The following is a 13,829-nucleotide window of genomic DNA, read 5'->3' on the forward strand; positions in this document are numbered from 1 at the left end:
GTAATGTACTGATTAAGAGATAATCAGATCTTAGAACCTAATAACACATTATATGCTACGTTGGACGATTGCCTTTGTTATACTAGCCATCATTGCCGCCATTTTTGGATTCGGCGGAATTGCAGCAGGAGCTGCAGGAATAGCTAAGATTTTATTCTTTGTATTCTTAGTGCTGGTCATTGTTTCATTAATACGAGGAAGGAAAATAACATAAACATGAAAGATTTGAGAAAAACACTATTACTACTAACGGTTCTGGTCTTTTCCGCGTTGTCTCTGGCCAATTGCAGGGAAACTGAAAAGAGCAATGCCGAAGAAATGATTGAAGAAGTTGAAGATGGCGTTGAAGACGTCGGAGATGAAGTCGAGGATGCCGCAGATGGCGTTGAAGACGGACTTGAAGACGCCGGAGATGAAGTAGAAGATGCCGTAGACGACCACTAAAATACCCCTTAAACACTAATCAGCTTAACTTTCCTGTTCCCATCGTTGCGTGGGCTTGTGATGGAACGGAAAAGCAAAAGCCAGGCGATCCAACGCCTGGCTTTTTCATTTTGAGTTTAGTGAGCTAATTAGTACTTCCAACTCAATACAGAGAGTTGCAGCATAATTTTGATGGAGTCCTTGTAGGACAGTTTGGAGCCGTCGGCGTGGATCCAGCGTTGCAAGGGTTGTTCGCAGATAGCCGCGATAGCTTCCTCTTTTCCAAAAGCCTTGCGCATGCGGAGGAAAATTTCCACATCAAAAAGCCATTTGGTCACAAAAGGATTAGTGAACATTTTCACTACCAGGTCGCGGTGCATCACCTTGGCACCACATTGGGTATCCTTGAAAGGCATCCCCAGGATTCGCTGGATCACCAGGTTAATGGTCTTACTGATAATTTTACGTGCAGATTCCTTGGTAATGTCCGCTCCCATGCGGCTAATCCGGGATCCACTGACAATTTTAAAGTCTGAGTTCTCCAGGGTTTGTACCAGGGCATCAAAATCCCGGAAGTCCGTAGATAAATCCGCATCCAAATACCCGATATAATCGAATTGAGCGTCCTTGGCCAGGTGTAACATACCCTGGCGAACGGCTTCGGCTTTTCCACCGTTTTTCTCACAATTGTAAACGCTGATGCTTTCTTCATTTCCCTTGCGGATACCTTCCAGTACCTCTAGGGTATTATCGGTACTGCCGTCGTTTACAAAACACAGGTGGTACCCCAGGTTTTTGAAGGCAAAATTCTGGAACTCCTCACCCATCAGGCGGTCGGCCTCATTGTAACAAGGGATAACAACTCCCACGCAGTGTTTTCCAACCATTTGGCTTTCCTGCTTCTGAACAGGACTTTCCGATACCTGAGGGGAACCAATAGTGCGCTTAATACGGGCTACCATTTCGTCCAGCCCAACAGGCTTTTTCATGTAATCATTAATCCCCAGGTCAAATCCTTTAAGGATTACCTCCTCATTGGTATTCCCGGAAAGTACCAGGATTGGGGTTTGTTGATTCCGGAATACACGAATGTATTTAACTACTTCAATTCCTTTACAGGAAGCGTAAGCCGCTCCGGATGGCTGAGGCATATTCATATCCAGCAGCACGAGATTGGGTTGAAAGGAATCATAGAGGCGAATACCTTCTTCAGCTGAAGATGCAGTTTCTACTACATATCCGGCCTCTGTCAATTTTTTCTTTACGGATAACAAGATCAATTGTTGATCGTCAATAGCTAAGATTTTCATAGGTTAAGCTTTAGATTTCTATTAATACTATTTAGGTTTTTTGTAATAATATGATCCAAAACTACTCCGGTTAGCCAACTTAATTTGATGGAAATAGGTGGATGGGCTTTTACTGTAGACGAATGGAACGGGTTAGCAGATAGGCGGTTGCAAGAATTTGTTACAATATTCTGATCTTTATTTTGTTATATTTTCTTACATAGATGATGCAACCAAAAACCTATAGTTTACTGGCATTTGCCCTTGTTTTGGGCCTCATTTTCCATGGGGTTAGCATGTTCTTTACCCTGGAGTCTACCTACGATGCCCTGATCCACCTGTTTTTTGCGGATCACTATGCCCAGGATTGGTTCGAACCCTGGGATTATCGCTGGTATACAGGGTTTACCGTACAGTCCTATCCGCCGCTGGTTCATCAGTGCATTGCCCTGCTGTCTCACGTAGGCGGATTAAAGTTCGGACTCTTTACCATGGCCTTAATCATTGTAGGCCTGTTTATTACCGGTATCTACCGGTTTGCACTGGTGCTGACCTCGAGCCAGAAAGTTGCGGGTTATACCGCCATTCTGGGGGCGTTTTCTTCCATGTTCTTAGAAACCCTGCACTTGTTTGGCCAATTGCCGAGCCTTATGGGCATAAGCATCTTGCTGCATGCCCTGCCGGAGATATACTCCTGGATTAAATTGGGGAAGTTGCGGTACCTGGGAACCTCCCTGTCGCTCATTACGGTAATGGTTACCTCGCACCACGTAACGCCCATTTTTGGGATGGTTTTCTTTATTTTCCCCCTGATTGGCCTGGTTTTGATGGACGTGAGCAAGGAAAAAGCCGGGGATATCAAATCCATTACTTTTCGGGTTTTCCTGGGGGAATTCAAAAAACACCTGTTGCGCATAATCCTATTCGGATTTAGCTCCCTGGTGTTGATTATCATTTGCATTCTCCCCTATTGGATCAATTCCAAGAACAACCCCATAACCCAGGTTCCTATTCCTCATGGTTCCCGGGACAACTTTTTAGAAGTCACTTCTTCAGGGCTGGTATTCTTCCTGATTCCCTGGGGCGTGCTCTTACTGATTCTGCCGTACTTGTTCTATCGCTTTTACAGCAAGCGCTTGTTGTTTTTCGGGCTGTCGTTCTCACTGCTTAGCTTGTTAGGAACCGGGGGTACCACCCCCCTGCCCCGGATGATGCTCGGGGCAACCGCCTTTGATATCCTGACCCTCGACCGTTTTACCCTCTGGGCAACGATTATGGCCCTTCCCATCTTCGGGGAATTTGTCTTTAGACTGGTCGAAGGGGATATTAAGGATCGAATTCTGGGTCGCTTGAACAAGTCCTGGTACTATCTGGGCACCGGGGTACTGGGAGTAGGCTTTATCGGAATGGCCATTTTTACCATGAGTTTGGGCTATTTCCGCCCTGCTCAACCCCAGAAAATCAAGATGTTGCCCATCGTTAACTTCCTGAATCAGGACCAACACGACCAATGGCGCTACCTGACCCTGGGATTTGGCGATCAAATGGCCTGGTTGTCGGCACAGACCAACGCCATGACGGTCGATGGCAATTACCATTCCGCACGGCGCTTGCCCGAACTCACCACACGGGCTATAGAACGCCTGGAAAATTCGAAATTCCGGGGAGTTGAAGGGATTGGGTCGTTGCAGCAATTCCTGACCGTGCCCAACAAGTATAATCTGAAGTATATCTTCTCCAACGACAAATTCTACGATCCTATCCTCTATTTCTGCGGCTGGCAAAGGCTGCAGCAGCTCGAAAACGGCATCATGGTGTGGGAACGTCTCAATGTGCCGCCCCTTCCCAAAATCATCCCAAAGGAAGATGTTCCGAACTTCCTGAAACTCATGTGGGGGCTCATCCCCATGGGCACCCTGATTTTCGCCTTCATCTGCAACTTCCAACTCGGTTGGTTGCGAAAACTGATTCGGGGAAAAACCGAGAAAGAGATGACGTTTACCCATACCGTTGTACGCAACGAATTACCGCGACTGCTAACCCGGATAAACGGGGTTTGGGTAATTGTACTGGCCGTAATTTTTATTAGTAGCGGATATGGACTTTACATGGATAATTCCGCCCAGCGCAGCCCGGAGAATGTGGTTAAAGCCTACTACGACGCCCTCGATTTTAAAGAATTTGAAAAGGCCCATTCCTATATTGACCCGGCTTCCGGGGTGACCATTGCGCAGTACATGCTGGAGGTTTCCGTAACTGATGGATTGCTGAGTTCCTATGCAAAAATGGATTCCATCGGAATTTCCATCGAGAACCTCACGGAAGATGCTGCAAGCCTGAAGGCATATACCCAATGGATTACGCCTCTTGAGAAAATCGAGAGGAATTATCAACACAATCTGGTGAAGCGGGAGGGATCCTGGTATATTCAGCCGACACCTGTAGATACGGATATTCCCCCGAACCAGCTTCTGGTCCGGAATCAACCTCAGTTCTTCAATCACGGGCGGCGGCGGATCACCAGCCAACAGACCTACCACGAAGATGTTCTCAGGCAACCAATCCTGGAAGTCCTGCAAGCCAAACTCGTTAAATTTGAAGGACGCTACAGTATTGTGGGCACCCTTCAGAACATAGATAATGCCCCAGCCGATGTTTCCCTTAAAGGGACGCTTTACAATAATGAAAATACGGCCCTGGCGCAATACGATGCGAAATACCACGTGAAACACAAATTGATGCCCAAGGAGACCACCCCCTTCCGAATCGATTTTGAGGGTACCGCCTGGGTCTCTGAAGACGAACAGGCTCCGGGGGTTTTTGATCCGGATACCTTTACCCCTGCGGAGTTTGCAGAAATCCCGGCCACCTTTGATTTGCAATGTGCGGGGAATGTGGCTACCACTGACCTGGAAAAGTCTTTGGTACTCCAGGAGGTTTCCCTGGACGACCGCAATCTGAATGGCACTTTATTTAATGGAGGGCTACAGGAAGTTACGGTTCCTCAGGTTTTAGTTTCCTTTTACCGGGAACCCGGGGAACTCATCTGGGTAGACCATCATTTTCTCAGGGAAGGTGTCCGCGTTCAGCGAAAACAAGAGTTCAGCTATGTAATTCCCGATCTTAGCGGGGTGGAAGTCCTTAAAGAAGGCTTGGAAAACTGTTTTGTCAACGGAACTCCCAATTCGGAAATACGTCGGAAATACACCCCGGATCGGACATCGGATAGCCGTAACTACCTGGAGTTAATGCAACCCGGCACGGCCACCCGGTATATGACGTTGGATTTTAATTCATTCATAGGGAATCCAAGATGATAAATCGATGCTGGCATAGTATTGTTCTGCTTTGTTTCCTGCTGGCTTGCGGGGAATCCAAAGTTACTACAGAAGATATCGCGGAAGGGCCGTACGCCTTGCAAACAGAAGTAACCTTCATTGCAGGAGCACCCATTACCCTGGAGTTTTCGGGCACCCCTTCGGACCAACTGGTGCTGCTGGTCGACAATGCCTGGGGTTCGACCCTGCTCGCTCCTGATGATTCTAAGAGCGTTAGTTTCAGCCTACCCGCGGCCCTTGCGCAAAAGGCCGGTTTATCCAATTGGTATTTGGTGGCAGGCCAGACCGTCCTGGACAGCGGGGAATACACTATTCTGCCGGCTAAGCCTCCAATGCCTACCCTGGAGACCTATATTGGACCCCCGAGCATATTTGCTAACGGATTGGATCAAAGTATGCTGGTGGCCCTGCCTCAGGATCAGTACGGCAATGCGCTCCAGGATTCAACCCCGGTTCGGATCCGGACCCTATTCCGGAATCAGCAAGAAGAAACCCGGGTAAACGTGAATCGATTAATCGCTTACGATTACATAGCTACCAGACCTCAGGCTGGGGAATTGTTTATTGCGGCTTCCGCAGATACCCAGGTCTCCAAAGAATTAACGGTACGGGTACTGGCTTCCCTTCCTACGGATTTTGAAATCGAAGCCATTCGGGAGCACACTTATGCAGATGGAAACCAAATCGTTACCCTTCGTACTTCCCCGATCCAGGACAGTAATGGGAATAGTATCGCAGATGGAACCCTTGTGAACTTCCAGGTAAAAAATATCCTGGGTCCTGCCCTTCATGCACAGGGGCAAACCGTAAACGGCGTTGCCCGGGCCAATTTGCTACACCCCCAGCAGGCCGATACCTGGGAAGTTTCCGCCTATATCTCCGGATTGGCGAAAAGCAATTCCATTGGGTTGGAATTTGAACCCGCGGTGGCGGATTTCTCCCTCTTGCTTTCCGGCGATGGCCGGGAACTGCAGATCACCAGCATCCAGAGCTATATGGAGCAACTAATTCCGGATGGATTAACCGTTTCCCTGACTATTCTGGATGCAATGGGTAAGCCACTCTATACTGACCAATCCAGAACCTTTGCCGGTAAGGCAAGTTTCGATTTGACTTTGGAGTCAATAGAAGATGCCTCCGTATACCGGATTAGTGTCGGCGGTGTAACCAAAGAGATTATACCGTGATAAGCCGTTCAAAAAATCTATACAGAGCCCTGTTGCTCACGAGTTTTCTTCTCGTGAACGGCGCCATTATTTATGGTATTGCCGCAGGCTGGAGTTTCCTCAATACCGGGGCTGATCGCTCAACCATGCTGCATCTGTCCGGAACGCTGGAGGAGTCCTACTTCCCCGAGGTAAACTGGGATCTCGACCAACAGGAAGGGCGGCCTATGGAGCTTCAGACCCTGGGTGAGCTGGAGCAGGATTATCGCAATGCCTGGTATGTTCGCTCCCTGGGATTACTGAATAATGACCGTTTTGGGTTGGACGACTATTTCACCACAGATGCACGCGAAAAACTCTTTCAGCAACTCGATCTGAATATAGCCGCGCAAATCACCGTAAAAAGTACCACCCTACAACACAATCCGCAGTTAGATTTTTATAGTCTCGATGGAAAACTGGTGGTACTGACCGATCACAACGTACAGGGTTATCGGCAAATATTTCGGGACGGTTCCTCAATACACGAAGGACGCACCCAGGAAAGTTTTCGGGTTATCCTGCTATTGGAAGACGGTTTTTGGCGTATCCGCCAACTGGTTAAGATTCCGCATGAATCCCATCCCGATCCAACACCATCCCGGGAGTTTAGTCTGGAAAGTAATAAGGGTATAAACTATTACCCCAAGGGGCAGCCCTGGGGGCTCTTTGGAGAGGATTTTGACCCGATTCGCATTGAAACGGATTTCAGGACCCTCGCTGAGGCGGGATTTAACAGCGTTCGCATCTTTGTTCCGTATGAGGATTTTGGCAATGCTCAAGTTCCGGAAGTGGCCCTGGGGCAACTGCGGGAAGTGCTGGAACTTGCCCAAAATCAGCAACTACAGGTCCTGGTCACCCTTTTTGATTTCTATGGTAATTACGATATCCTGGACTGGACCCGGACGTACCGACACGCGCAAACTGTGGTCAATGCCTTAAAGGATCACCCCGCCCTCTTGGGTTGGGACCTTAAAAACGAACCCGATCTGGATTTTGAAAGCAGGGGAAAGGATAACGTCCTGAATTGGCTCAGGCTACTTTCGGAAAATATGCGGACCTGGGATCCGAATCATCCATTGACCATTGGTTGGTCGAGCCCTGAAGCCGCAATTCATCTTAAGGAAGAAGTAGATTTCATATCCTTTCACTACTACGGCGAACCTGAAGACCTGGAAGCTCGATATCGGGATTTGAGAAAGGCTGCCGGGAATAAACCGCTGGTGCTGGAAGAATTTGGCAAATCGAGTTACAGTGGCTTTTGGAACGTATTTTCTGGCTCGGAGGAAAAACAAGCTGCATATCTTGAGGAACTTCAAAGTTTTATTAAGGAGGAGGAGCTATCGTCCTACCTCTGGACCCTACATGATTTTGACCAGGTTCCTAACCGGGTCGTAGGCCGCTTACCCTGGCGAAAGGCGTACCAAAGACATTTTGGTATCCTGGATACCGAGGGGAATCCCAAGGCAGCATTCGAAATTGTCACGGAAAAGTAAAAAGAAAAGGGGCAATGATTGCTCATTACCCCCTTTCCGACTTAACCTAAAAAAAACCTAATCGATTAATACTGTTTCTACCGGATGCTCATGCGTTGGCAGCTCGATACGTTGCTTGGTATCCTTGGCGAGGATTATGGCCTTGAAATAGTCAACATAACGTCCTGCAATAGCAGACATAGGCAGCGAACAAGCCGCTTTATAATTCTGTACACCAAGGTGGGTGCGATAATTTTCATCAATTAAGAGGGTACGGATGGCTGCAGCCAAAGATTCCACATCCTGAGGTTCAAAGAACTCCCCGCGGTATCCTTCCTCCCGTACCAGGATTCCAAGGTCTCCCAAATCGGGAAGGACAACGGCTTTTCCATAGCTTCCGGCCTGGTGCAATACTCCTGAACTTCCGGTGGTAGAGGTATATGGAAAGACCACTACGGCACTCTCATTAAAGATACGGGGTACATCTTCTTCGGCTACGTATCCGGTGAAACGCAGCTGCGCTACATGTGCATAGTCGTTTTTAACACCTTCCAGGTAACCCGGGGTATTCGGGCTGTCGGTTCCGGCAATTACCACCTCGATATCGAGTTCGGTATCCCGGCGAATCAGCTCTACGGCTTCGATGAGCGATTCTACCTTCTTGTAGGTTCCGAATTTACCAAAAGCCATGACCTGCAGGGGGCCTTCCGGTAAAGTAAAATCTGGTGTTGGTGGCGTTTCGAAGGAACCGTGTGGAATCAGGGCCACATTACGCGCCTTGTATTTCTTTTCAAGGATTCCCTTATACTTACTTATGGTAACAGCCAACACATCTGAGGCCAGTACAAATCGGGTCAACGTACTTCCGATAAAGTTATAAATACGTTGAAGGATCTTGTTCTGAGTAATTCCGGCATTGTCGAGATCTACCTGCTCCATAATGTTATGCAGAAGTGAAATGGTAGGAATTCCCATAATTCTGCAGATGAATGGCAACAACAGGCCAAGGGCAGCGGGGATTTTTTTATCTCCGAATTTCAGGAACTGCAGGTTAAACAAGACGGCGTCCGGTTTTTCCTGACGAATTGCACGCATGATCTTAAATGCGTTTCGGTAGTCGTTGAAGCTCCAGCACTCCTTTACAGTAATCGGGCAACCTGGCTCTTCGAAGGACAAGTCCTTTGGGGCTTCGGTTACATCGGTTAGCAAAACAATTTCGGAAACTTCCTCCTGAAGTCTGAAGTGTTTTACCAGGTGGTATCCATATTCAGTCAGGGTTACTTTACTGGGCGGATAAGCCGTTACGATTGCAAGTTTCATAGGTCTAAGATTTTTAAGATTTAAGGTTAAAGTCTTTTGTAATTCTGATACAAATTTGCGCCATAAACCCAATAAATACAGGCGTTTTCAGGTGGTTGGCGGATAAGTGTAGACGAATGGAAAAACTTGTTGGATAAGCGGTTTTTAAGCTTTCTGACAGCTTGTGCAATGGGATTAAATAAAAACACCCACCTGTCTCCAGGTGGGTGTCTCTGATGCGGCTCATTTCAGGACGAAATTGCTGAACGTCCTTCAGGCCACGAGATTAGTTCCAGCGTATGCTGTATTGCTTGTAATAGATGAGTTGCGTAATCAACAAGGCAACCATGGCCAGGAGCTGGACCTGAACAACCATGGCCAGATTATCGTGAAAATTCATGATCAGCACCACCTGAGAAAGTCCGAAGAAGGCGGAAAACCAAATGGGCTTATACCGGTCAATCGACAGGAAGTAATAGGTGAATATGTTAGCGATAGCGAAAAGTGAAGTTGCCAGCGCATATTGCCACAGCATCCCAGCCATGGACAGATAGGCATCCCCGAATAACAGGGAAATAATCAGTTTTGGAAAGGCGACACAACAACCGACGATAAAGAGTGAAAGAACACCCACATAGCCTACATATTTCATCAGGAGTTTGGTCGTATCCTTCCCTTCTCTTTTGGCATTGACTACCTCTGGAAGCAAAAGCATCACGAACATCCAGGCAACAAAATACACGACCCTTCCGATAAGTGCCAGGGAGGCGTACAATCCGGCCTGCTCTGCTTCAAAATAGCTTTTTACCAACAGGATATCGCTGTTGTTGATCAGTATTTGGGTGAGCTCATAAAAAGCGGTTACAGCAATAAAGTTGCGGATCTGCTTCTTATAAGTAATTTCCAGGTCCCGGGATCCGGTTCGAAATAGTTTCAAACCTTTAAGAGGGAACAATCCCAGGAACAAGGAAACTACAATCCCTATGGCTACCAAAACCCCATGTCCTGCCGGGATTAAGATTAGTGCCATTAGGGTTATGATCAACCTACCCCACATTTCAGATTGATAGGAGAAAGACAACTTGGTGAATTCCTGCAGGCCCTGATAACGACCTCGGTTTACACTCATCAGGAAATAAACCGGAATTCCCACTCCGAATACCCGGAACATCAAGGGTTCCTGGGTATTGAAAAACTGCTGCAGCCATGGAGCGGAAATAAACACCGCCACGCCAAAGGCCAGCCCGAGAATAAAGGCATAGCGATTAATGGTATCGATTACCGCTTGTCGGTTTTCAGGCTCAAAAGCTGCTGTGAATTTGGCAACGGTAACCTGGAAGGTCATCCCTACAAAGGAAAGCACCAACAACAGGGTTACCATAAGGGCAGCTTCGGCAAAAGCCTCCGGCCCTAACATTCTTCCCAGGATCAGGTTATAGAGGTAGTTACCGGCATTAACAACCAGGGTACTTACCAGAAACCATTGCTGGGGCGATATCTTTTTGGCGAGAATACTAAAAGTGGTCATTGCTCAGGATATAAGAGGTTTTGGAAGCCTGCATTACCGGGAGGATTTCTTGGTTCTCCTTTCCGATAATGGAGAGTAGGATATTCTTGCGCAATGCGAAGGCATGCAGCTGAGAAAGTACAAGCGATGCCTGACGGTCAATAGATTTAACGCGACCTAAATTCAGGATAATAGGTTTTTGCGGCACAAAATAAGCCGACAGGTGTTGTCTGAGAATAGCGGCATTACCACTATGTAAGGATCCGTGAACGGAAAAAACACCTCGACATTCTGAAATTTGTAAAGCCATGATAGTAGATTTTTAAAGGTTAAGATTAGGTACTTATTTGAAGCAAATGTCCACGAATCTGACCACTAAAATGGAGCGGTATAGGTGGAAGGCAGTTTAGTGTAGACGAATGGCAGGGTTCGCACTTCGGGTGCGGAAAGACTCGCTGTACCTTTACATTGAACCTAAAATCAGATTTCAGGGGTATTAAAAAATCCCCTTAAAATCAAAGACTTAACCTATGAAACGTTTAATTAGTTTACTGCCAATTGCACTGTTTACCGCCCTTAGTTTCGGGCAGGAAAACATGGCCGCTGGATTCCGAATGTTGGAAAGTGGGGATTTTGCCGCAGCAGAGACCTTCTTTGAATCCTACCTTAAATCCAATCCATCCAACAAGACCGCCCAATTGTGTTACGGACGCGCGGTCGGACTTAATGGAAGGCCTGAGGTCGCAACAAACAAATTCCAGAACCTCCTGAAGCAATATCCCGGGGATCTGGAAATTACCTTAAACTATAATGAGTCCCTGCTTTGGGATAAGAAATTTGACCAGGCCAAACCCCTGTACGCCAAATTGGTCCAAACGGCTCCGGAATCATTCGGCGCCTTGTTGGGTTATGCCAATACGCTTAGTAACTTAAAGGAATATAATGAAGCCCTTACCTGGGTCGAGAAGGCCCTGGCCCTGGATCCTGGAAATCCGAATGCCGAATTATCGAAAAAATATATCCTCCTGGGCTACGCCAATACCCTGGCTACTTCGGACCAGTTCGAGGCTGCCGAAGGTTATTTGCAGCATATCTTTACGATATACCCGGAAGACCGGGAAGCACTCTTGAGTCTGGCTAACCTGTATCTGCAACAGAAAGATTTCACTGCAGCGCGGGACGCCTTTCAAAAAATGGCAACCTCACCACAAGATTCAATAACCGCCTTAAACGGGATTGCCCTGGCGGCCCATCTCGATGAAAAGGATAAAGAAGCTCTGGAAACCGCCGCACTATCTTTGAATAAAGCGCAAATACTGAACGAATTTGAGTTATTGGAACGCGCTCAAAACCGCTACATCCAGGCCCTTATCTGGAACCGCAAGTACGTTCAAGCTGGAAAAATCATAGACAGCCTGGCTGTGGCTGAGCCACAACGCGAATGGATCCTGGCCTTGCGGGCTACCCTGGGACTCTATACCGGCAGCCCTAAGGAAAGTGTTCGGAACTACAACCAACTCCTTGCCCTGGATAGCACCTCTTTTGATGGAAACCTGGGTAAGGCCAATGCCTTGTTCGCTGCCGGACGTCCGGAAGAAGCACTCGAAGCAGCCCGGAAAACCCTGAACTTTTACCCGAATCAGAAAGATGCCCTGCAATTGATCGAAAAGATCAACCGGAACTACATCCCGCAACTTTCTCAGCAAGGCGGGTATAGTTTTGACAATGGCAATAATGTGGCTGTTTTCTCGAATACAACCGTAAGTCTGGCCACTTCCACCAAGTTCCAAACTTCTTTGACCTATGGGTATCGCACCACTGAAAATACGGTTAGCGGAGAAGTTGCTGAATCCCATAACCTGATTGCGGGTGCGGCTTATACGCCATTTCCAAAAGCCACGTTTAGTGCCCAGGTGGGTGCCAACGCAGCAGATTTTATGGGGGAAAACTATGTGCAACCCCTGTTCAATGCAGCCTTCCAATGGGAACCCCTGAAGCTTCAGAATATTCGCCTGGGATACCAACGGGAGATGGAAAACTTTAATGCCGCCCTTATTGCTCGTGAAATTGTAAAGAACCACTATCAACTGACCTATAATCTCGGCACTAACTTTGGTTTGGGTTGGTATACCCAATTAATGCATACGGAGCAATCCGATGCAAACAGCCGGGACCTGCTATTTACCTCATTATACTACAGCCTGCTGCGAAAGCCTGCCCTCAAGGTAGGGGTCAACTATCAATTGATGGGCTTTACGGAACAAGTACCGGAATTGTATTTTAGTCCGTCGCGCTACCAGGCGATAGAATTGTTTGCGGATTTCCGGGGGCAGTTCAGTGAGGAAACAGGCTTTGTCCTAAGCTCGGCTTTTGGACAACAGCAAGTAGAAGAAGATCCGACTTCCGGCCTCTTCCGGATCGAAGCTGGTCTGACCCACCAATTTTCCAAACGCTTCGGGGCCAACCTCTATGGAAAGTACAGCAACGTTGCCTCTGCAACCGCAGCCGGGTTTGAGGCCACCGAAATAGGTGTGCGGGTAAACTGGTTAATGGGAAATCAACCGATATTTAAAACCTCAGTATCACAGTAAGTTCAGGCGCCGCATGAGTTCCGGCCGGTTCGACCGGCTAATAGGAACAACATTTTTGGCGATCAGCACACTGTTGTCCTCGATATCGATAATCTTCGAGAAGTTGATGATGTAAGATCGGTGGATTTGCAGGAACAACTCCTCAGGGAGTTTTGCATGGATCTTTTTAAGGGTCGTATGTACCAGATATTCCTGGTTCTCCGTCTTGATATTGATATAATCTCCTTTGGCCTCGATCAGCAGGATTTCGTCGTACTTCAGTTTGATAAGGCGACGGTCTATATTTATGTAGAGGTCCTCCCCCACCGTATTTCCACCTTCCCCATTGGCGGCCTGCGTGGGCTGAGCAGTAAGACTGTTCTGAACCTTTTGGATACATTTTTCAAACCGTTCGCGTGTAATCGGTTTAACGAGATAATCCACAATAGCCTCGTATTCATAAGAGGCAATTGCAAATTCAGTATCCGAGGTAGTCATGACAATTTTGGGGGGATTCTTCAGGGTCTCAACAAAATCAATTCCCGTGAAGCCCGGCATATGAATGTCCAGGAAAATAACATCGATTGTTTGCTGGTTTAAGAACTTGATCCCGTCGATCGCATTGTCGAACTGTTCAATAATATCCAGATCAGGAACTTCAGAGCAAAGCTGGGCAATGATAGCCCGGGCAGCTGCTTCGTCGTCAATAATGATGCAATTCAT

Annotated in this window: 11 protein-coding genes; 6 read left to right on the top strand and 5 right to left on the bottom strand. The window is 47.5% G+C overall.

Annotation, left to right across the window (positions count from 1 at the left end; translation table 11 throughout):
• Positions 1-52: 52 nt before the first annotated feature.
• Both BM318_RS00880 and BM318_RS00885 read left to right on the top strand, forming a co-directional pair.
• On the top strand, positions 53-214 hold the full coding sequence (locus tag BM318_RS00880) for a DUF1328 family protein (RefSeq protein WP_092979933.1): 162 nt from the start codon (positions 53-55) through the stop codon (positions 212-214).
• A gap of 2 nt (positions 215-216) precedes the next feature.
• A complete protein-coding gene (locus BM318_RS00885; protein ID WP_177218235.1) occupies positions 217-444 on the top strand; it encodes a hypothetical protein in 228 nt (75 codons plus the stop codon).
• Between the two features lie 128 nt (positions 445-572).
• On the opposite strand, the gene BM318_RS00890 is transcribed toward BM318_RS00885, so the two are convergent.
• Positions 573-1,733 (bottom strand): response regulator, encoded by a 1,161-nt coding sequence (locus BM318_RS00890; RefSeq protein ID WP_092979934.1) that lies wholly within the window; start codon positions 1,731-1,733, stop codon positions 573-575.
• A gap of 206 nt (positions 1,734-1,939) precedes the next feature.
• Between BM318_RS00890 and BM318_RS00895 the strand changes: the two genes are divergently transcribed.
• From BM318_RS00895 to BM318_RS00905, 3 genes are read left to right on the top strand one after another with little or no spacing between them, the layout of a single operon-like run.
• Positions 1,940-5,029 (top strand): hypothetical protein, encoded by a 3,090-nt coding sequence (locus BM318_RS00895; RefSeq protein WP_092982004.1) that lies wholly within the window; start codon positions 1,940-1,942, stop codon positions 5,027-5,029.
• Positions 5,026-6,237: a hypothetical protein gene (locus tag BM318_RS00900; RefSeq protein ID WP_092979936.1), complete on the top strand. Its 1,212-nt coding sequence runs from the start codon at positions 5,026-5,028 to the stop codon at positions 6,235-6,237. The genes BM318_RS00895 and BM318_RS00900 overlap by 4 nt, the downstream gene beginning before the upstream one ends.
• A gap of 32 nt (positions 6,238-6,269) precedes the next feature.
• Positions 6,270-7,751 (top strand): cellulase family glycosylhydrolase, encoded by a 1,482-nt coding sequence (locus tag BM318_RS00905; RefSeq protein ID WP_245759702.1) that lies wholly within the window; start codon positions 6,270-6,272, stop codon positions 7,749-7,751.
• A 57-nt stretch (positions 7,752-7,808) separates the two neighbouring features.
• Here BM318_RS00905 and BM318_RS00910 read toward each other — a convergent pair whose 3' ends face one another.
• The 3 genes from BM318_RS00910 to BM318_RS00920 form a co-directional block, all read right to left on the bottom strand.
• Positions 7,809-9,050 carry a glycosyltransferase gene (locus tag BM318_RS00910; protein WP_092979937.1) on the bottom strand — a complete coding sequence of 414 codons (1,242 nt, stop codon included), beginning with the start codon at positions 9,048-9,050 and terminating at the stop codon, positions 7,809-7,811.
• Positions 9,051-9,315: 265 nt separating this feature from the next.
• On the bottom strand, positions 9,316-10,557 hold the full coding sequence (locus BM318_RS00915; RefSeq protein ID WP_092979938.1) for an oligosaccharide flippase family protein: 1,242 nt from the start codon (positions 10,555-10,557) through the stop codon (positions 9,316-9,318).
• Positions 10,544-10,846, bottom strand: coding sequence for an STAS domain-containing protein (locus BM318_RS00920; RefSeq protein ID WP_092979940.1), 303 nt, complete (start codon positions 10,844-10,846; stop codon positions 10,544-10,546). The genes BM318_RS00915 and BM318_RS00920 overlap by 14 nt, the downstream gene beginning before the upstream one ends.
• Before the next feature lie 220 nt (positions 10,847-11,066).
• On the opposite strand from BM318_RS00920, the gene BM318_RS00925 reads away from it, so the two are divergent.
• On the top strand, positions 11,067-13,127 hold the full coding sequence (locus BM318_RS00925) for a tetratricopeptide repeat protein (RefSeq protein ID WP_092979941.1): 2,061 nt from the start codon (positions 11,067-11,069) through the stop codon (positions 13,125-13,127).
• Here the strand turns inward: BM318_RS00925 and BM318_RS00930 are convergent.
• A complete protein-coding gene (locus BM318_RS00930; RefSeq protein WP_092979943.1) occupies positions 13,119-13,829 on the bottom strand; it encodes a LytR/AlgR family response regulator transcription factor in 711 nt (236 codons plus the stop codon). The two genes, BM318_RS00925 and BM318_RS00930, sit on opposite strands and share 9 nt — an antisense overlap.

Origin of the sequence: Robiginitalea myxolifaciens (genome assembly GCF_900115205.1) — a bacterium.
Taxonomy (GTDB): domain Bacteria; phylum Bacteroidota; class Bacteroidia; order Flavobacteriales; family Flavobacteriaceae; genus Robiginitalea; species Robiginitalea myxolifaciens.